This is a genomic window from Sphingobacterium sp. UBA7625, assembly GCF_002484085.1.
Lineage (GTDB): Bacteria > Bacteroidota > Bacteroidia > Sphingobacteriales > Sphingobacteriaceae > Sphingobacterium > Sphingobacterium athyrii.
Genome location: NZ_DLJD01000020.1, coordinates 1 through 19,384, shown reverse-complemented (window position 1 = coordinate 19,384; position 19,384 = coordinate 1). Strand labels below are relative to the sequence as shown.

Annotated in this window: 18 protein-coding genes; 8 read left to right on the top strand and 10 right to left on the bottom strand. The window is 40.2% G+C overall.

Translation table 11 applies throughout. The features are described 5' to 3' along the window. The first annotated feature begins 49 nt into the window (after window positions 1–49). Window positions 50–1,246: an aspartate aminotransferase family protein gene (locus B4G94_RS07345; RefSeq protein WP_286858020.1), complete on the top strand. Its 1,197-nt coding sequence runs from the start codon at window positions 50–52 to the stop codon at window positions 1,244–1,246. Window positions 1,247–1,272: 26 nt separating this feature from the next. Beyond that, entirely contained in the window at window positions 1,273–2,034 is a 762-nt protein-coding gene (locus tag B4G94_RS07340) for an SGNH/GDSL hydrolase family protein (RefSeq protein ID WP_286858019.1), read from the top strand. Between the two features lie 67 nt (window positions 2,035–2,101). Here the strand turns inward: B4G94_RS07340 and B4G94_RS07335 are convergent, their stop codons facing one another. Further along, entirely contained in the window at window positions 2,102–3,298 is a 1,197-nt protein-coding gene (locus tag B4G94_RS07335) for an MFS transporter (RefSeq protein ID WP_165309068.1), read from the bottom strand. A 55-nt stretch (window positions 3,299–3,353) separates the two neighbouring features. After that, the gene (locus tag B4G94_RS07330; RefSeq protein WP_286858018.1) at window positions 3,354–4,541 is read right to left on the bottom strand and encodes a class I SAM-dependent rRNA methyltransferase; all 1,188 of its coding nucleotides are present in this window, start codon (window positions 4,539–4,541) and stop codon (window positions 3,354–3,356) included. A 91-nt stretch (window positions 4,542–4,632) separates the two neighbouring features. Between B4G94_RS07330 and B4G94_RS07325 the strand changes: the two genes are divergently transcribed. Next, complete coding sequence (locus B4G94_RS07325) at window positions 4,633–5,544, top strand: hypothetical protein (RefSeq protein WP_286858017.1); 912 nt, start codon at window positions 4,633–4,635, stop codon at window positions 5,542–5,544. Between the two features lie 15 nt (window positions 5,545–5,559). Here B4G94_RS07325 and thrC read toward each other — a convergent pair whose 3' ends face one another. From thrC to thrA, 3 genes are all read right to left on the bottom strand, one after another. After that, window positions 5,560–6,867 carry a threonine synthase gene (gene thrC, locus B4G94_RS07320; protein ID WP_286858015.1) on the bottom strand — a complete coding sequence of 436 codons (1,308 nt, stop codon included), beginning with the start codon at window positions 6,865–6,867 and terminating at the stop codon, window positions 5,560–5,562. 127 nt (window positions 6,868–6,994) lie between these two features. Next, complete coding sequence (locus B4G94_RS07315; RefSeq protein ID WP_108636893.1) at window positions 6,995–7,933, bottom strand: homoserine kinase; 939 nt, start codon at window positions 7,931–7,933, stop codon at window positions 6,995–6,997. 88 nt (window positions 7,934–8,021) lie between these two features. Next, window positions 8,022–10,469: a bifunctional aspartate kinase/homoserine dehydrogenase I gene (thrA, locus tag B4G94_RS07310; RefSeq protein ID WP_286858014.1), complete on the bottom strand. Its 2,448-nt coding sequence runs from the start codon at window positions 10,467–10,469 to the stop codon at window positions 8,022–8,024. Between the two features lie 531 nt (window positions 10,470–11,000). Here thrA and B4G94_RS07305 point away from each other — a divergent pair. After that, window positions 11,001–11,582 (top strand): C40 family peptidase, encoded by a 582-nt coding sequence (locus B4G94_RS07305; RefSeq protein ID WP_104385695.1) that lies wholly within the window; start codon window positions 11,001–11,003, stop codon window positions 11,580–11,582. Between the two features lie 105 nt (window positions 11,583–11,687). Then, window positions 11,688–12,200, top strand: coding sequence for a phosphoribosyltransferase family protein (locus tag B4G94_RS07300; protein WP_104385696.1), 513 nt, complete (start codon window positions 11,688–11,690; stop codon window positions 12,198–12,200). An 8-nt stretch (window positions 12,201–12,208) separates the two neighbouring features. Here B4G94_RS07300 and B4G94_RS07295 read toward each other — a convergent pair whose 3' ends face one another. From B4G94_RS07295 to B4G94_RS07275, 5 genes are all read right to left on the bottom strand, one after another. Continuing rightward, window positions 12,209–13,681 carry a LysM peptidoglycan-binding domain-containing protein gene (locus B4G94_RS07295; RefSeq protein WP_286858011.1) on the bottom strand — a complete coding sequence of 491 codons (1,473 nt, stop codon included), beginning with the start codon at window positions 13,679–13,681 and terminating at the stop codon, window positions 12,209–12,211. A gap of 183 nt (window positions 13,682–13,864) precedes the next feature. Further along, window positions 13,865–14,065 carry a twin-arginine translocase TatA/TatE family subunit gene (gene tatA / locus B4G94_RS07290; protein ID WP_108636737.1) on the bottom strand — a complete coding sequence of 67 codons (201 nt, stop codon included), beginning with the start codon at window positions 14,063–14,065 and terminating at the stop codon, window positions 13,865–13,867. A 93-nt stretch (window positions 14,066–14,158) separates the two neighbouring features. Then, window positions 14,159–15,472: a murein hydrolase activator EnvC family protein gene (locus B4G94_RS07285; RefSeq protein WP_108636736.1), complete on the bottom strand. Its 1,314-nt coding sequence runs from the start codon at window positions 15,470–15,472 to the stop codon at window positions 14,159–14,161. Between the two features lie 108 nt (window positions 15,473–15,580). Beyond that, window positions 15,581–16,384 carry a DUF4292 domain-containing protein gene (locus tag B4G94_RS07280; protein ID WP_108636735.1) on the bottom strand — a complete coding sequence of 268 codons (804 nt, stop codon included), beginning with the start codon at window positions 16,382–16,384 and terminating at the stop codon, window positions 15,581–15,583. Continuing rightward, window positions 16,374–18,095, bottom strand: coding sequence for a tetratricopeptide repeat protein (locus tag B4G94_RS07275; protein WP_286858008.1), 1,722 nt, complete (start codon window positions 18,093–18,095; stop codon window positions 16,374–16,376). The genes B4G94_RS07280 and B4G94_RS07275 overlap by 11 nt, the downstream gene beginning before the upstream one ends. A gap of 235 nt (window positions 18,096–18,330) precedes the next feature. Between B4G94_RS07275 and rplM the strand changes: the two genes are divergently transcribed. The 3 genes from rplM to rpsB form a co-directional block, all read left to right on the top strand. Beyond that, window positions 18,331–18,774, top strand: a complete 444-nt coding sequence (gene rplM / locus B4G94_RS07270; protein ID WP_077437655.1) for a 50S ribosomal protein L13 — start codon at window positions 18,331–18,333, stop codon at window positions 18,772–18,774. 11 nt (window positions 18,775–18,785) lie between these two features. Further along, window positions 18,786–19,172, top strand: a complete 387-nt coding sequence (gene rpsI, locus B4G94_RS07265; RefSeq protein WP_108636733.1) for a 30S ribosomal protein S9 — start codon at window positions 18,786–18,788, stop codon at window positions 19,170–19,172. 18 nt (window positions 19,173–19,190) lie between these two features. Further along, a partial coding sequence (rpsB, locus tag B4G94_RS07260; protein WP_286858006.1) for a 30S ribosomal protein S2 occupies window positions 19,191–19,384 on the top strand: 194 nt, incomplete at its 3' end.

The following is a 19,384-nucleotide window of genomic DNA, read 5'->3' as shown; positions in this document are numbered from 1 at the left end:
AAAAGAAGTCTTAAAGACTTCTTTTTTATTTTCGGACATTTGTAAAATCATGTTAAGCAATAGAGAATTATTTTTAATGAACACCGCTCAGACCTCTAGCTCACCTAGATTGGTTGAAGTGGTTAAGGCCGAAGGGGTTTACCTATATGGGCCTAATGGAGAGGAGTATATGGATCTTGTCTCCGGATTTAATGTGAGCAATATTGGGCATCGTCACCCCAAGGTGCTCGAAGCCATAAAGACTCAACTCGATCAGTATTTGCATGTCACTGTCTATGGTGAATTTGTTCAGGCGCCACAAGTCCTGTTTGCAACAGAATTATTAGCAGAATTACCTTCAAATTTTCAATCGGTATACCTGACCAACAGTGGTGCAGAAGCTGTAGAAGGGTCTATGAAAATAGCTAAGAAGTATACCGGACGAAGGCAAATTATCGCAGCCAAGAAGGCTTATCATGGTAGTACACAAGGTGCTCTTAGTCTTATCGGGAACGATGAATACCGTCAGGCCTATGCCCCACTCCTTCCGGAAATAGACTTTATTAAGTTTAATGATCCCGGGGACTTAGCGAATATTACAGATAAAACTGCAGCCTTCATCCTAGAAGCCATTCAAGGGGAAGCTGGCGTCAGAGTTCCTGATATACCCTATATGCAAGCGGTAAGAAAACGTTGTGATGAGACAGGCACACTACTCATATTTGATGAAATCCAGACTGGTTTTGGTCGTACAGGAAAACTGTTTGCCTTCGAACATTTCGGTATTGTACCTGATATACTGATGTTGGCCAAAGGCATTGGTGGCGGTATGCCATTGGGCGCCTTTGTTGCCGCTAAAGAAGTAATGGATGTCATTAAAGACAATCCGATGTTGGGTCATATCACCACATTCGGAGGCCATCCTGTAAGTTGCGCCGCTGCACGTGCATCGCTTGCTGTAATTAAATCGGAGAAGTTGGTAGAACAGGTAGCTTACAAGGCTAATTTATTTCGTAAAAAACTCAGCCATCCGGCAATCAGAGAAATCCGTGGACTAGGACTTATGATGTGCTTACAATTGGACAGCTTTGAGCAAGTCTATAGTGTCAGTAAGTATTGTGCTGAACAGGGAGTGATGATCGACTGGTACCTTCATTGTGAAACGGCACTTCGTGTAGCCCCACCGTTAACCATTACCGAAGCTGAAATAGAAAAAGCCTGTAACATCATTGTAAAAGGTTTGGAAAAATATGCTAAAAGTATGTAACTTTAAAGCATAACAAAAACCTAATAATGAGCACAAACCGCAGATCATTTATCAAAAAAAGCATAATTGGTGCCGGTCTTTTGACTGGTGCTAATTTATTGGGCAACGAAGCTTACGCCTATGGAGACAGCTTCAAATCTTCAAAAATAAGTTTGAATGATGGAGACGTCATCCTATTTCAGGGCGACTCCATTACGGATGTGGGCCGCGATAGGGATAACAGAAAAGCCAATGACACCAACGCCTTGGGGCGCGGTTATGCTTTATTGGCTGCAAGCGAACTATTGAATAAATATGCCGCAAAGAATCTAAAAATTTACAATACCGGAATCAGTGGCAATCGTGTTCCCGACCTACAAAAACGCTGGGCAGAGGATACTTTAGCAATCAAACCAACCGTATTGAGTATCTTAATCGGTGTAAATGATTTTTGGCGAACCATAGACCGTGGAGCCAAAACAACTGTTGAAGAATATAAATCCCAATACCAACAATTGTTGCAAGAGACCTTGCAGAAACTTCCGAATGTTAAACTGATAATTGGAGAACCTTTTGCCGTAAAAGGTGTTGGCCATATCACAGATGCCTGGTATCCCAAATTTTTAGCCTATCAGGAGACTGCACGTGAAATCGCAAAAGAATTCAATACGATACTCCTCCCCTATCAGAAAATCTTTGATAACGCACAAAAGACAGCTCCGGGAGCCTATTGGGCAGCGGATGGTGTACACCCTACGCTAGCAGGAGCACAAATGATGGCAACAGCCTGGATGGATTGCATCAAATAATATAAACAAGAGAAGAGGGCCGATATTTTGGCAATATCCGCCCTCTTATTTATTATTAAATCGTATACTAAATCTCTTTGTAAGGGGTCTTTTGTAAGTCTGGAAGAAAATAAGCGACGATACCTATCAAGGGTAAATATGAACACAGGTGATAAATAAACTCGATGGAGGTATGATCTGCCTGCCAACCGAGAACGGCAGATCCTATCCCGCCCATGCCGAATGCAAAACCATAAAATAGCCCCGAAACCATTCCCAGCTTTTTAGGCAGTAATTCCTGCGCATAGACGATAATGGCTGGAAAGGCCGAAGACAATATCAGTCCGATAATGACAATCAGTATTCCGGTCATGGTGAGACCAACGTAAGGTAAAGCCAATGCAAAGGGTGCTACACCTAAAACCGAAAACCAAATTACATATTTCCTGCCAAAACGATCCCCGAAAGCTCCACCGAGCAAGGTACCAACCGCAACAGCTATCAGAAAGTAAAACAGGTACACCTGTGCTTCAACTTCATTTATCCCAAATTTTTTCATGGTATAAAACTGAAAATAGTTTGTAATACTGGCGATATAGAAATACTTTGACACGATCAACAACAGTAGAATAACAACGGTAGTCACAATACGTGAATTGGGTAGATCCGGTACACGAATAACTCTTTTTGTCGTTCTGGAAACATTTGCAAGCCTACGTTTATACCAAGTACCAATATAATAGGAGATAAACTGACCAACAATGGTAAATAAACACATCCAGGCGATGGCCTGTTGACCACGAGGCAAGACCAGAAAAGCAACGATAATAGGTGCCAAAGCAGTACCTGCATTTCCGCCGATTTGAAATATAGACTGAGCCATACTGCGTCTGCCACCCGAAGCCATATAGGCTACCCGCGAAGATTCAGGGTGAAAAATCGAGGAACCAATACCTACCAGGAAAACGGAAAACAAGATCCATGCATATGTATGTGCCTGGGAAAACAGCAACATGCCCACAAGGGAAAAGGACATACCGATAATCTGTGAATATGGCACAGGCCGCTTATCGGTAAAAGACCCTACAACAGGCTGAAAAATTGACGCAGCAATCTGATACACCAATGTAATCATCCCAACCTGTGAAAAACTCAGGTGATGCTCTTCTTTTAATAAAGGATAGGTCGCAGGAATGACAGCCTGAATAAGATCATTCAGCAGGTGCACCATACTCACGGCAAACAAAATAGAAAAAATAGGTCTGGTTTCTTTTTCTCTGATCATGATTTCGCTTAAATTAAAAAGGTCGATTCATTCAAATCAACCTGTATATCTGCATTTATATTACACGTACCAACAATCCTTTGAGGTATTCACCTTCCGGAAAGGAGGCCCGTACAGGGTGATCCTCTGGCTGGTGGAATTGTCTAATAAATTGTATTTCTTTGCCTGCATCCAATGCTGCCCATGCTAGTACTTGCTTAAAGGTATCCATATCCATTGCGCCAGAGCAAGAAAAGGTCGCTAATAATCCACCGCTATTCAGCAGCATTAAGCCCCTACGGTTTAAATCTTTATAAGCCCGTGACGCACGATCCAAAGCTGACCGGGAAGGCGCATATTTAGGTGGATCCAGGACAATCAGATCGAATTTTTCTCCTTCATCCATAAACTTGCGCAATTGCTTATTGACGTCGGACAATATTACTTTATGCCGACTTGGCTCAAATCCGTTTTCGATAACATTTTTTTCCAACGTTTCAATGGCCAATGCCGAACTATCCACCGAAACGACTTGACTTGCTCCAGCTTTTAAGCTGTTCAATGTGAATCCACCAGAATAGCAGAAACAATCCAATACACGTTTATTGGCGACATATCCTGCGGTCAACAATCTATTTTCCCGCTGGTCACAGTAAAATCCCGACTTTTGTCCGTCAATAATATTTACTTTATAATGAAGGCCGTTTTCGATAACGTCTACAAATTCAGGCGGCAACTCTCCAGACAAAAGACCATTTGTATCAGGTAAACCTTCATGTTCACGGGATTTTAGATCGCTCCGCTCGTAGATACCTGTAGGATCGAGCAGGGTATTTAATTCTGCGATAATAATGTCTTTAACCTTCTCTACCCCTACCGAATGAACTTGAATGGAAATAAAATCAGCATACTTATCAACGATTAATCCAGGCAGAAAATCTGCTTCCGCAAAAATGAGGCGGACTGTGTTCGTCATACCATCCTGGATTAAATGCTCTCTCGCCGCTACCGCCTTTTGAATACGGGTACGCCACCAATCCGCATCAATCTGAGCGTTTGGATTCCATTCCAATAAACGAATGGCTACCCGGGAACTATTGTGAAATAATCCATATGCGATAAACTCTCGCTCGGCATTGTATACGCCAACAACTTCGCCATCTTCTATCTTATCGGACAATGATTTAATTGCTCCAGAAAATACCCAAGGATGCAATTGCCAGGCAGCTTTATCCTTACCCTTATTCAAATAAACTGATTTCATTACTGCAAAATTAACTTATTAATTGTAAAATTTTGATTCTTTATTTGCAATAAAAAAAAGACTGAAAGAAATATTCTCGTACATTTACAAAATGAATTTAAAACATCTTTTATTAACTACGGTAATTATTACTACTACATTTTCTTGCAAAAAATCAGATCCTGACCCCGCAATTAAAAATGAGGAGGATCTTGAGATTGTTAATTCGACTACATTTGAGAAAATAGAAATGAAAGTCAGTCAAGAAATTAAAGCGGAACCTTATTTTATGGTTGGCTATGGTTATGACGCTAAAGAAAACCTTCTTTTTGTCAATAAAGGTCTTCGTGGAAAAATCCTTGACACAGAAAAATTAAAGCAATCTTCGTCTATTTTCAGAACAACAAGCACTTCAGGCGGGGGCGGCGTACTCGAAGATATTACAAAGGAGCAATTGTTAAAAAAGTTGGAGTTAAAATTCGATTTTGACGGGGAGCAACTTGCCACAACTGAAACAGATGCCTTAACAAATATTCCGTCTGATCAGAAAATCCAACTAACAAACTATTATACAGTAGGCTTTCAATACAATACGCACGAGTTTGCCGCAGAAAATCCAAAATTTCAAAATCAAGAATTCATCAATTTTGTAAAGAATAATACGCCTGAACAAATTTTAAAAAAATACGGTACACACCTTATATTGAGTTGCTCAAAAGGGGCATCAGTAAATTTTGCAAAATACCTAGACAAAAAAACTATTCTTGAAGATAAAGTCATAAAAAATTGGAAAATTATTGCATTTGTTTCAGGTGCTGATTTCAGATTATTTGATTTTCATCCGATAAAGAATACTATTGATATTACCGCATGGTTAACGTCTTTGACAGAAGAAAATGGAGAGTTTGTAGATTTTGACAGATATAGACCAATACCGATTTATGAGTTAATTTCCGATAAAAGCAAAAAGCTCGAATTAAAGAATTATATAGATAACTATCTTGGCATAAAAAAGGGCTCCTAATGGAGCCCTCCGCGTTTAGTTATGGTTGATTAGATATCTTTTGAACGCTTCGAAGTCTACCGCCAAAGGTTCCGCTAGTTTTTCTTTTCCTTGCAACGCTTCTGCACCGTCCGGCAATGCAATTTTTGCGAACACTTCAGCATCTATCGCATCCGGGAATTTGCAGGGATGTGCTGTAGATAAGAATACCGAAGCGTAATGACCCGGATTTTCTTTAGCATAAGCTTTCGCACCAAGCCAAGCAATCGCCGTGTGTGGACAGGCAATGTAATTTGCTTCTTGCACGAGCTTATCCATCCCAACTTTTGTTTCTTTATCAGTAAAGGTATAGGAAGAAAGCATTGCTTTTAGCTCTGCAAGATTACCTGCAAAAAGATCCTGAATCCGCACCCAATTGCTTGGGTTTCCCACATCCATGGCATTGCTCAATGTCTGGACAGAAGGTTTGGGTTCATATTGTCCTGAAACAAGAAATCTCGGTACGGTATCGTTGACATTTGTCGCTGCCACAAAATGTTTGACAGGAAGTCCCATTTTGTAAGCTAACAAACCTGCGCCAATATTTCCAAAATTACCACTTGGCACAGTAAACACGACTTCATTGATACCTTGGGATTTCAGTTGGGCATAAGCATAAAAATAGTAGAAGGTTTGCGGGATCAATCGGGCAATATTGATTGAATTGGCAGATGTCAATCGCAATGTTTGATTGAGCTCTTCATCATTAAACGCCTGTTTCACGAGCGCCTGACAATCGTCAAATGTACCATCGACCTCAATGGCACGTATATTTTGCCCGTTTGTTGTCAACTGTAGCTCTTGTACCTCGGAAACTTTGCCTTTGGGATATAATATGGTCACACGAGTCCCCTCTACTCCCAAGAAACCTAATGCCACAGCTCCTCCAGTATCGCCTGAAGTTGCGACGAGCACATCCAGCAATTTATCATCAGCTTTAGAAAAGTATCCCATAATACGGCTCATAAATCGAGCTCCAAAATCCTTAAAAGCATAAGAAGGTCCATGAAATAGCTCTAGTACAGCTGTACTATCGGTCAGGAATTTTACGGGTGCATCAAAATTAATCGCTTCATTGACGATTTTCTTTAAATCCGGCTTAGGAATATCACTCCCTAAAAGTGTCGAGGCTACCTCCAACGCAATTTCCTGCAAAGAATATTGTTGGATATTTTTGATGAATAAAGGGTCCAGCTGCGGTATTTGTTCAGGCATATACAATCCTTTATCCGCTGGCAATGAATTAAATACGGCATCTTTGAAAGAGACAGCCAATGTTCTATTATTTGTACTGTAAAACTTCATCTTTTAATATTTACTTTAACATACATCTATACTGAATACGGTCCCCTTGTATATGATACAGTGGTCATACGATCAGTCAGGCGCCACCTTCCATGTACTATTTTTATAAACACGGTATGGCAAATTTTTAATTTAATACTCTCGGTCCTTCTATATTTACTTTTGAGACGTAGCCAAAGCTGTCAATTTCATTTTCCTTGAGATGAGCCTGGATGCTGTCTGCAATCTTTTTGGCTATCTGCTCATCCCGTGTCATTGCAACGACCGAGGGGCCTGAACCTGATATACCAAAGCTCAGAGCTCCATGCTGTAGTGCGATTTCCTTCATTTCATAAAACTGCGGAATCAATATCGCACGCGTGGGCTCTATAAGAATATCCTTCATGCTCCGGGAAATCAGATCATAATCTTCTTTAAATAAAGCCGCTACCAATCCGGCAATATTGCCCCATTGCGTCACAGCATCTTTTAATAAGACTTTATCTTTGATTAATTGTCGTGCGTCACGTGTAGGGACATCGACCTGTGGAAACACCACTGCTGCCACTAATTCCTTCGGTGAAGGAATAGAAACAACATCCAAAGGCTCATTGCCCCTGATTAACGTTATACCTCCATAAAGTGCTGGCGCAACATTATCGGCATGACCGGTACCACAGGCTAATCGCTCCCCCTCGACACAGAACGGTAACAATTCTTCTTTCGTTAATGGGTTGCCAAGCATAACATTGATCGCAAAAAGTCCGGCCACCGTACTCGCCGCACTGGAGCCCAAACCCGATCCGATTGGCATGTGCTTGTGCAATTCAATTTCGACACCGACTTTCGACGCAATATTTAGCGCTTGCAACAGGTACTGAACACAAGCAGACACGGTGTTTTTACTGGGGTCGAGCGGGAGTCTACCATCATCTCCTGTGATCTCTTTTATGGTCACTCCGGGCTGCTGTTTGCGCCGCATGATAACTTCATCTCCCGGCTGCTCCACCGCAAAACCCAGTATATCAAAACCACAGATCATATTCGCAACAGTTGCAGGAGCAAATACCCGAACTTCCGGCAGCATCTTGTCCAAATCGATGACTTTACCTTTTAGATATTCTACATTTAAATTATTAGCCATTACTTCAATCGTTATTTACTTCAAAATAGTCTTATGCTCCAACGTTAACCAAATCTGCGAACACGCCCGCCGCAGTCACTTCAGCACCGGCTCCGGGGCCCTTGACAACCAAAGGGCGTTCTTTGTATCTTTCTGTGGTAAAGGAAATAATGTTATCACTACCCGATAACGCGTAAAAAGGGTGGTTTTCGTCTACAAATTGGATCGCTATAGAAACTTTTCCATTTTCAAGCTTTCCGATATAACGTATTACTTTCTTCTCACGGGCAGCTCTTGCTTTCATATCTTCGAAATAAGCATTCTCATTTTGTAATTCCGCATAGAAGGCGTCCACGGTATCGGCCTTTAGACAGGCCTCCGGAAGAATCGGTCCCAGATCTACATCTTCCGCTTCAACGGCATAGCCAGCGTCTCTTGCCAAAATCAACATTTTACGCATAAAGTCTATTCCCCCCAAATCATCCCTTGGATCCGGTTCGGTATAGCCCAACTCTTGCGCTTGCTTAACAACATTGAAAAAAGTAGCATCGTCTTTGAAATTGTTGAAGATGTAAGATATCGTACCTGAAAGAATGGCCTCGATCTTTAAGATACGGTCGCCACTCAACATCAAGTCTTTAAGAACCCTTACGATGGGTAGCCCGGCACCGACATTCGTCTCATAGAAAAAGTCCACCCCATGTTTATGGGCAGTATCGCGAAGCGTCTTATATTGTGCATACTTTCCAGAATTCGCGATTTTATTACAGGTTACGATGGAGATATTGGATTTAAAAATATCTTCATAATACGTGGCCGGCAACTTGCTTGCTGTATTATCAATAAACACACAGTTTGGTAAGTTTAAGGCTTTCATTTTCTCAATAAATAAAGCCAGATCCGCCTCAGAGCCATTTTTTTCGAGCTCAGCCGACCAATTATTTAGTTCTACACCTTCGGTATTAAATAACATCTTACGGCTATTGGAAATTCCAACCACTTTGATCTCGATATCGTTCTTATCCAGCAGAAAATCATGTTGATCCTCCAATTGTTTAAATAACGTTGCACCGATATTACCTGTACCGATATTAAATACATGCAATGTTTTTTTCAACTCCGCGAAAAAAGCATCGTGAACAGCGTTGAGCGCTTTGGCCAAATCTTCTTTACCGATGATGACGGAGATATTATATTCCGATGACCCTTGTGCTATAGCTCTTACATTGATACCATTTCGTCCAAGGGCAGCAAATAACCTTCCGGACATCCCCGGAGTCCGTTTCATATTTTCGCCAACAATGGCCAATACAGAAAGATTATCCTCTATAGCAGGAATGACCAGCTTATTTGCCTGGATTTCCAGTTCGAATTCAATTTCAATCAACTGTATTGCACGCTTCGCATCCGAGGGATTCACCGCAAAGGTGATGCTATGCTCCGAAGAAGATTGCGTGATCAATACAACATTAATCTGCTCCCTTGCCAACAGCGTAAAAAGTCGTCCGCTAAAACCAGACTTGCCGATCATTCCTGATCCACTTAAATTGATCACAGAAATATCCGAGATAGAAGAAATCCCCTTGATTGGCAACGCTGTTTTTCCGCTATCAAATTGGATTACCGTACCCGAGAAATCAGGCTCAAAAGTATTGCGGATGACAATCGGGATTTTCTTCAAAAATGCGGGTATCATGGTTGGTGGGTAGATTACCTTAGCACCAAAATAAGAAAGCTCCATTGCTTCAGTATAGGAAAGCACCGGGAGTGAAAAGGCTTTTTTCACGATCCGGGGATCAGCAGTCAGCATGCCATTAACATCAGTCCAGATTTCAATCGCTGTCGCATCAAGTATCGACCCAAAAATGGCAGCAGTATAGTCCGATCCGCCTCTTCCCAAGGTGGTGATGCGACCATTCTCATTGCTACCGATAAAACCGGTTACAAAAAGCAATTTATCACTGTGTGTGATATACATTGATTTCACGAGCTGTTCCGTCAGGGCTTCATTTAAATGGGCATTACCAAAGTCGGAATCGGTCTTTACATAATGCGAGGCATCAATAAATAGAGACTCCGGTATATACTGTTCCATTACTTTAGAAACCATATAATTCGAGCATCGCTCACCATAACTCAGAATCAGGTCCTTACTTTGATTACTTAGCTCCTTCAGTGCAAAAATTCCCTGGAGCAGATCCTCGATCTCATTGAAAAATAACTTAAGTTTGGTGAAAACTGGATTTTGAAACTTAACTGCGAGAAGCTCTTTCACGACTGCAAAATGTTTATCCTCCAAAGATTTAAGTCCATCAGAAAAGGACTTTCCTTCTGCCGCGTCCTCTGCCAACTGGGTTAGTAAATTTGTTACTCCTGACATCGCAGATAATACCACCAGTGGCTTTTCCTTAGCATCATAGGATTTCTTAACAATGCTTAAGACTGCTTTGAGACTTTCTACTGTTCCGACTGAAGTTCCTCCAAATTTTAAAACTTTCATACTGATTTATACTGTTTGTTTAGTTTGATTTATGTGATAAAAAAGAAGCGCTTTCCTTTTTGAGGAAAGCGCTTCGAAATATTGTGTCTACAATTATATACAATGAAACTACTTCCTCCTAAGTTTTATCCCGGTGGTAATAATAATCGTTGTAATAATTGTGTTTGTGTTCATTGTTATTGCTTATGTGCAGTAAATATAGAACAAATATTATCACATTCCTAAAGAAAATTAATATTTTTTTTCAGATTCACAAAAACAAGTCTTAAAGAATGATATTCTAACATAAGCCGGTTGTTTTATATGAACCGATACCTCTACTTGCGTGTAGTAAAAGTTCGACAGACCGATTAAATTTCAATATGTTCAAAAAGCGTTAAGAAAGATGTTAAAATTGTTAAAATTTCGTTAAATCGCCTAAAAAAAATTTGACCTTAAACTGATATTGTATTATATTCGCAACAGTGCTGTCCAAAATAGATGACAGTATTGAATTTTAAAAAGTTAAATGTTGTACAAAAAAGCGATTTAATGAAAACAAAGAAATTTATAGCATCAATGCTATTTATCGGCTTATGTCTAGTGTCGCAGGCACAAACCAACAGAAACTCCAAACCAGAATCAGATCCTGATAATCTCGCCAAAGAATACTTCTCACAAATCATGGGAGTTGCAGTCTCAGCAACCACAAATACAAAACTTTATCAATTTGTTTACGAATGGCTAGGTACGCCATATCGGTTGGGCGGAGACTCCAAACGAGGTATTGATTGCTCTAAATTTTCTTACGAATTATACGACAAGGTGTTTAACACCTCTTTGGGCTACAACAGCCGTAATCAGTATTCGCAAGTAAAGACTGTAGAAAAGAATGAATTGAAAGCAGGAGATTTGGTATTCTTCAAAATCAGAAGCAGAAGCATCACTCATGTAGGTGTATATATTGGTGATAATAAATTTGCTCATGCTTCGTCCAGCAAGGGTGTTATGATCAGCAACTTGGACGAGCCCTATTGGAGACGCTATTATTATAATGGTGGCCGTTTGCCAGAAGACCATAAATCGCTCACTGCCGAAATATTAAAAGCAGAAAAAGATAATAAACTGAATTAAGGATTCCGTTATCGAGATACAAAAGTCCAAAGCTTTAAACGGCTTTGGACTTTTTTTATACAATTTAATATCCTATTTTTACCCTATAATCATTGAAATACTATTATGTCTTCAAAGAAAACGCTCATCTTAAATAAAGAACAAATAAAACAGAAGTCTATCCGTATTGCCTATCAGATTTTAGAAGACAATTTTGAAGACGAAACACTTGTTTTGGTTGGGATTGCCGATCGGGGTTATGTATTTGCACAACGCCTTCAGGCGATATTAAAGGATATCTCAGACAAGGAAATTCTTTTGATTAAAGTTACCATGAAGAAAACAAGCCGGTCATTGAGTGCGGGCACGGATTTACCTGTTGACATGGCAAAAGACAAAACGATCATCCTGGTGGATGATGTATTAAATAGTGGCAGAGCGCTGGCTTACGGTTTGGGTGTATTCCTGAATGTTCCATTGAAGAAGATGAGAACGGCCGTACTGATCGATAGGAGCCACCACAAATTCCCGATCTTTAGTGACTACTATGGCACTAAATTGTCTACGATCCTAAAAGAACATGTTACGGTTACCCTCGAAGAATTTGATAACGAAGAAGATGCAGCATGGTTGGTATAACCATGTTGCTATTTCTTTGACACTTTCAGTTTCATTCCCGGCTTAATCCGGCTTCCGTTCAGATCATTATCACTTTTTAAGCGGCCAACGGATACACCATTTTTATTGGCTATCTGCGATAAGGTGTCCCCCTTTTTTACGACATAGTATGCTGTACGTGTAGAAGCACGTTGTTGGCTCTTTTTGGCCGATTTCTCAGCGTTATGCGCTAGCCTTGTACTGACATAACTATCTTCCTTCTTGATCGTTAAATTTTGTCCGGGTACAATCTGACTTCCGCGCAAATTATTCCATGATTTTATATCCTGAACAGTAACTTCAAACTTTTCAGCGATGGAAGCGAATGTTTCCCCTACTTTGACCTTGTATTTTCCACCTTTTAAAAGCTCGGCAGGCTCGCTGGTGCTAGCGCTATTCGTCGTTGTTACCGCAGCAGGAATAGGTGTATTAAGTGCAGCGTAAAGTTCTTCGGTCGCTATTTTCTTATCCAATACAGGCAATACCAATCTTAGAGGAGTTTCTTCCGTACCATTTAAAATATTCTTTTTAAAGCTCGGATTTAGCGCACGGAGTGTTTCTTTGGATACATTCATCACTTCCGCGATCTGGTTTAACGAGATCCGTTTATTAACGTCTAATGCTTGAGTTCGTAGAGAAAGCTCAGTATCAGCTGCATTTATGTTGTTTTCCTCCGCATATTTCATCGCATAAGTCATGGCGATGAATTTGGGAATATAATTTTGGGTTTGTTGGGTAAGATAGGGAGCAATATCCCAAAAGGTAGGCTTTTCTTTACCCGATCGTTGAATTGCCCTGCCCACAGCACCTTTTCCGCCATTGTAGGATGCGATTGCCAAAAGCCAGTCACCATATTGGTCATAGGCCTCTTTCAGTATCTTCGCGATCGCATAACTCGAAGCAATGGGATCCATGCGTTGGTCGGTATAACTATCAACAGTCAAGTTATAGGTCTTTGCTTCATAATACATCAGCTGCCACAGCCCTGTAGCACCAGCGCTCGAAATATCCCTGGGGTTCAACGACGATTCGACCACACTGAGGTATTTCAGTTCCCTAGGTACACCAACTTCATCCAGAATACGATCAAACATTGGAAAGTAATACTGGCCAAGTCCCATCATTCTACACATATATGGATTGTAATTATCAGAGGTGTATTTGGAGATCAGATCTTTTACCCGTGGTGAGTAATCTAAAGGTATTTCCCGCTCTATTGCTTTGAGTTTGCGAACAAGTTGTATTTCTTCATCGGTAATGGTAGCATCATCATTTCGACTATTCCCTGAAGATTTAACACTGTCTAAGTATTGATAAATCTCCTGTTTTTCTTTTTCAATCCTTCCTTGGATGATTTGATGCGTGGCTTCTCTCATGCCTTCCACAGCGCCTTCTTGAGCCATGAGCGGTAGCACATAGCACACCGCTCCTAGTATTGAAATTAACGTCTGTTTTCCGATCATAAATTTACTGTTAAATCCAGGTTCGATTTTTTCTCTTAAAAAATCAACAATAATCTAAACGTTTAGAAATGGATTTTAGTATAAAAATGGTTCTGGACTATTCAGCTATAGGTCCAGGATAAAACAAAATACGATTTTGTTCAACACAAAATCGTATCTATATTACTAGGGACGTGATCTCCCTTATTTGGTATTATCTTCTACTTCGGATTTTTTTTCAGGGGAAGACTCATCTTTTTGGCCTTCTTTGAATTCCTTCACGCCCTTACCCAATCCGCGCATCAATTCAGGAATCTTCTTGCCACCAAATAATAGTAACAATATTACTACAATGATAATTAACTCCTGCCCCCCGATTCCCATGATTAATAATGATGTTGACATAACTATAATTTCTTGTTTTTCAATTCTTTTAAACTAAATCTTTTCTCTCTCCTTACAAATGTAATGATAATTATTAAATATAGTAATTATTTCTTATCTAGCCAACCAGGACATCGGGTTCAGCGGGGTTGACCCCTGATAAACAGAAAAGTCTACCATTGGTACGCCCGTATCTGAATCCACATCCGCCGTACCTATTGTTTGACCTGTACTTACCTTTTGCCCTTTAGAAACACTTACACTACCTAAATTATTATATACTGTAAAGTACTCACCGTGTTTGATCATCACAATACGTTGTCCATACATCGTCAACACACTACTTACCTCACCTGCAAAAACAGCTTTGACAGCAGCACCAGTGGATGTTTGAATTTTCACGGATTCGTGATCCCAGTTTACATTTCTACCAACACTTTCTCCACCAAAGCCCTGCATGACCTTCGCATTGGAAACTGGCCAAGGCAAGCTGCCACGGTTAGATCTAAAATCGTTGGAAAGCCTGATCGCCTCTGGTGTGCTACGCAAGACCTCAGAATCTGATTTACGCGCGGTATTGCCACTCTTTGTATTCGCATTGTTTTTACCTTTCGACGCATTTGCTGATTCATTGGCTTTCCGATTACGCGCAGCGGCAGCCTCAGCGGCACGACGGGCAGCTTCTGCACGCCTTCTTTCAGCTTCAATTTCCCTTCTTATGATTTCTTTGATCGCTGCATTGATACGACGCTCCTCTTTTTGCTTTTGCGTAATATCTTTCTTCACACCACGTTCCGTAACAATAAGTTCACTCAGTTGCCCAGAGTAAACAGAGCGCTGTTGAGCGATGGTTCGCTTCTCATTTTCTTGCTCCTTCATAAGTGCTACCTGTTTATTTCGGTCAGCCTTCAACTGCGCAATTTTTTGCTCGATCTGTTTCTTTGTATTCTCAATATCAGCGGCCTTCAATTTTCGGGAATCATTAAATTGCTGCAAATATTTTACACGTCTAAATCCTTGGTTAAAATCTTTGGAAGCAAAAATAAACATCAACTTATTGTAGGCATTACGGTTACGGAAAGCGAACATGACCATTTTTTCATAATCACGTTTCATTTTTTCCAGTTCAGCTTTCAATTTGTTAACTGCAGCTGTATTGGCATTGATGTGTTTATTGATTACTGCTACTTCAGAAGTAATTGTATTTATCTTTTGTTCACGTAAGTTGATTTGCTTACTCAACGCTGTCACCTGTTGTTGTGTCAACGATTTTTCCTTGGCAATTTCTTTAACAGTTTTCTGCAATTCAGCAATTTCACGATTGAGTTTCTCCCGTTGCTTTTCCAGCTCAGCCCTTGTCTGGGCCGCAGAAATACCAATCATCAAAATGAATGCTACTATACCAAATATCGTTTTCTTAAAGTTCATTTACAGTACTATTTATTTCGTATTTGCCCCTTTCCCAGCTCCATTATATTCATCTACACTAGCAAACTAAATGCGAAAGTAATAAATCTAACGGAAATAGATCACTTCTTATCGGATTACTTTATATCGCGATGACACTGAAAAAGGCATTTCAACAGGTTCATTAAACGTAACCTTGTTAAAATTAATTTCTGTTTTTATCTCCTGACGTCCATCGGAGATAATCACTTTTAACAGCATCGGAAATTCCTGTCCGGAAGCCATTGCATATTCACCATAGTTTGCTTCGAGCAACTGTTTCTTCGACAACTGTGACAACCGGAACTGGTAAGGCCGATTGTTATTGTTCAATTGATATAGAAAATCAAGCTCATTCAATTTTCCGTCCAATTGTACAGAATTCGGATCCTGCTGAAAGTTCACTGCATCAATATCCGACAAGAGGTTAACAGACAGATTAGCCAATAATAAATCCTGTAGATTAGCAAAAGTAAGATCCGGACTGGCAAAACGGTATAGATAATCAAATGGTTTGACCATATATTCGCTCTGAAACTTATTCAGGATCTGCACACTATCTGGTGTTATTAACACACGAGCGACTTCGATCCCGAGGGTTGCCGATATCGAAATCCAGATTTTCTTATCTTTTTCAATCCGGATATTAGAGGTGACATCGAAGTTATCCTTACCAAGGTCGAGCCGCATTTTTGCTTTTCCTGAAAAGGTCGAGTAATTTAAATTGGTCAAAAAGAGATTACGCAAAGTCGTTTTCTTTGCCTCCCGTGTATCGTCTTTGATGACCAGTTCATTCTCTGATTTGAGATCCGCTCCTTTCAGCAGTTTCTTTTTTGAGCTACAGGAAGAAAGCAGAAGTACCAGAATACCTACCCAAACAATTTTATTCCACATAACTTTTAGTCTCAATCTTCTTTTTTAGTTTCTGTTTACTTTCTTCAGAATCCATTCCTTTTTCCAATGCCAGACTCCACTGCTTTACCGCTTCTGTCGTCTTACCGAGCTTAACCAAAATATCTCCATAATGTTCCAGTAACACTGCAGTCTGCGGATTTGTATTTTTTAGCGCCTTTTGAATCCAGACTAACGCATCCTCATATTTACCGTCGGCAAACAAGACCCAGGCATAAGTATCCTCAAATGTACCATTATTAGGCTGCATTGCTGTAGCCATAGCAGCGTATTTTGTCGCTTCATCAAGTCGTTCTTTTCTTAACGATAAATAGTACGCTAAATTGTTCATGGCCGTCACATTTGTGCTATCCAATCGAATCGCTTCCATATAAGCTGCATCCGATTCTTTATACATCTTCAATGTATTGTAGATATCGCCCAGACCACCGTAGATATTGGCTTGTAAAAAAGGAGTTTCATCCTGGGCATTATTTAATGCAGCCTCCATAAACTTGCGACTATTCTCTGTATCCTTCTTCATCAGATAAGCCATGCTGGTGAAATAGAGTATGGTCGGATTATTGGCCACATAATGTAGGGCTTCACCACCATGGGCAATGGCTTGATCAAACTCGCCCTTATCCATATCCAGGCTCATTAACATCCGCCAAGCATCGATCTGGTAAGGATTCATAGTTACGGCAACAGCCAACGAACTTTGCGCCGCCGTTTTATCTTCGTTGAGCCACAATACCTGTCCTTTGGCCATGTGACTTTCCGCAATTCGCGGATGGACCTCAACTAAGATATTAGCCAACTCCAAAAGCTGTGCATTTGTGTAGGGGCTTTTTGGCCCCAACAAAGTCATAATGATTCTATTTTTATCACCAAAATCAATCTTTTTAGATTGAAAGCCTTTTTTTAAGGCATCGAACGATAATTTGGTCTTTTTATCAAAGCGGTACAGATCTGCTAAATCAAAATAAAGAAAATCTTCCTGTGAAGTTTGAATTCCTTTATTGATATACTCTAGGGCAAGTTTTGAGTTTTTGGAAAGATTATAAGCCTGCGCCAGTTGCCCATATACTTGGGCCAATTTGGTTCCATTGTCAGCCCAGGGTTTCAAAAGGTCGATTACCGCCTTGTGATTACCGGCATCGTTCAACAGCACACTACCCACCATATCCAATGTATCGGAAGCAGATTCAATTTCCTTTGTTTTATAAAAATACTCCAACGCGACATCTTTATGTCCTCCGTTAAAAAGTAGCATAATTCGTTCACGCTTTAATGAAGCCGTATTATTATCATCTATATCAATCAATTTATCCAAATAGATCAATGCACTATCTGCATCATTTTTGCTTTTGAATGCATCTACGGCGAAGCTGAGGTACTCGGGTTTCGGTTCAATTTCCAACGCGGCTTTTATTGCATCAATCGCGCCGTCCTGATTTCTCATTTGGGCAAAAAGGATCGCTTTTGTAAAATAGATATCATCTGCTTTGGGATAATCTGCGAGTATAGCATCCAATGAATCCACGCCTGGACCAATTTTCCCTTGCTTTAATATCTCTTGTACATTTTTGAGTCGTGCATCATAAGGTCTACTTTTTTTCTCCAATGATTGTGCCTGCAAAGCGCTGACAGTACCAAAGAGAAATCCAACAAAACTTAAAATAACACGTTTATTTAAAAAAGTCAATCTCATCTACTTCCACTAAATAATTAAAAATTCTTCCTGCAATATACTAACTAATGTAACAATATTCATTCGCGTAAGTTGTAAAAATATTGAGATTAGCCCAGTCCGCAAGAAACTTGGCTCGTTTTCAATAAAATAAGTGAAATAGATTTTAAAATATAGAATAATAGATGTACCTTTGCAGACCCTTGTGATAAGGGGAAGATAAATAAAATTTTACAAATTATTTAAACAAAAGCAAGTGAATACGTTAAGTTACAAAACTGTCTCTGCCAACAAGAACACCGTTAACAAAGAGTGGATCGTTGTTGACGCTGAAGGAGAGATTTTGGGGCGTTTGGCGAGCAACATCGCGAAGGTAATTCGTGGTAAGCACAAGCCTACATTCACCCCACACGTAGACTGTGGAGATAACGTTATTGTTATCAATGCAGACAAAATTAGATTGACAGGAAACAAATTAGGCGACAAAGTTTACGTACGCTACACTGGATATCCAGGTGGTCAACGTTTCGTTTCTCCTAAAGAGTTAATGGCTAAATTCCCTGAACGCATCATTGAGAAAGCTGTTCGTGGTATGCTTCCTAAAAACCGTTTAGGTCGTCAATTGTTTAAGAACCTTTACGTTTATGCTGGTACTGAGCACAAGCATGAAGCACAAAATCCAAAACCAGTTAAATTTTAAGGAGAATCGACATGTCAACAACTAACACTTCAGGAAGAAGAAAAACTGCTGTTGCCCGCATTTACTTAACTGCTGGTAGCGGAAACATTGTTATAAACGGTAAAGACTACAAAGAGTATTTCCCAACATTACCTTTGCAATACATCGCTACACAATCATTAGGCGTAGCGGGTGAATTAGCAAACTTTGATGTAAAAGTAAACGTTAACGGAGGTGGTGTTAAAGGTCAAGCAGAAGCTGTTCGTCTAGCGATCGCAAAAGCTTTGGTTGAGCTTAACCCAGAAGTTAAACCTGCATTACGCGCTAAAGGTTTAGTAACACGTGATGACCGTATGGTTGAGCGTAAGAAACCAGGACGTCGTAAAGCTCGTAGAAGATTCCAATTCAGTAAACGTTAATCAAAGGAGGATCAAAAAATGGCAAGAACTACTTATCAAGATTTATTGGATGCAGGTGTGCACTTTGGTCACCTTACACGTAAATGGGATCCGAAAATGGCTAAGTACATTTTCATGGAGCGCAACGGTATCCACATCATTGACTTGAACAAAACTCTTACGAAATTAGAAGAAGCTGCTTCAGCTATTAAACAAATCGTAAAATCAGGTCG

Bases quoted from the DNA above. Each gene is read 5' to 3' on its own strand.
- B4G94_RS07315 (WP_108636893.1), bottom strand. From the start codon at position 7,933: ATGCTGCCGGAAGTTCGGGTATTTGCTCCTGCAACTGTTGCGAATATG.
- B4G94_RS07330 (WP_286858018.1), bottom strand. From the start codon at position 4,541: ATGAAATCAGTTTATTTGAATAAGGGTAAGGATAAAGCTGCCTGGCAA.
- B4G94_RS07305 (WP_104385695.1), top strand. From the start codon at position 11,001: ATGAAAACAAAGAAATTTATAGCATCAATGCTATTTATCGGCTTATGT.
- B4G94_RS07325 (WP_286858017.1), top strand. From the start codon at position 4,633: ATGAATTTAAAACATCTTTTATTAACTACGGTAATTATTACTACTACA.
- tatA (WP_108636737.1), bottom strand. From the start codon at position 14,065: ATGTCAACATCATTATTAATCATGGGAATCGGGGGGCAGGAGTTAATT.
- B4G94_RS07300 (WP_104385696.1), top strand. From the start codon at position 11,688: ATGTCTTCAAAGAAAACGCTCATCTTAAATAAAGAACAAATAAAACAG.
- B4G94_RS07285 (WP_108636736.1), bottom strand. From the start codon at position 15,472: ATGAACTTTAAGAAAACGATATTTGGTATAGTAGCATTCATTTTGATG.
- rpsI (WP_108636733.1), top strand. From the start codon at position 18,786: ATGTCAACAACTAACACTTCAGGAAGAAGAAAAACTGCTGTTGCCCGC.
- thrA (WP_286858014.1), bottom strand. From the start codon at position 10,469: ATGAAAGTTTTAAAATTTGGAGGAACTTCAGTCGGAACAGTAGAAAGT.
- B4G94_RS07280 (WP_108636735.1), bottom strand. From the start codon at position 16,384: ATGTGGAATAAAATTGTTTGGGTAGGTATTCTGGTACTTCTGCTTTCT.
- B4G94_RS07335 (WP_165309068.1), bottom strand. From the start codon at position 3,298: ATGATCAGAGAAAAAGAAACCAGACCTATTTTTTCTATTTTGTTTGCC.
- thrC (WP_286858015.1), bottom strand. From the start codon at position 6,867: ATGAAGTTTTACAGTACAAATAATAGAACATTGGCTGTCTCTTTCAAA.
- B4G94_RS07340 (WP_286858019.1), top strand. From the start codon at position 1,273: ATGAGCACAAACCGCAGATCATTTATCAAAAAAAGCATAATTGGTGCC.
- B4G94_RS07275 (WP_286858008.1), bottom strand. From the start codon at position 18,095: ATGAGATTGACTTTTTTAAATAAACGTGTTATTTTAAGTTTTGTTGGA.
- B4G94_RS07345 (WP_286858020.1), top strand. From the start codon at position 50: ATGTTAAGCAATAGAGAATTATTTTTAATGAACACCGCTCAGACCTCT.
- B4G94_RS07295 (WP_286858011.1), bottom strand. From the start codon at position 13,681: ATGATCGGAAAACAGACGTTAATTTCAATACTAGGAGCGGTGTGCTAT.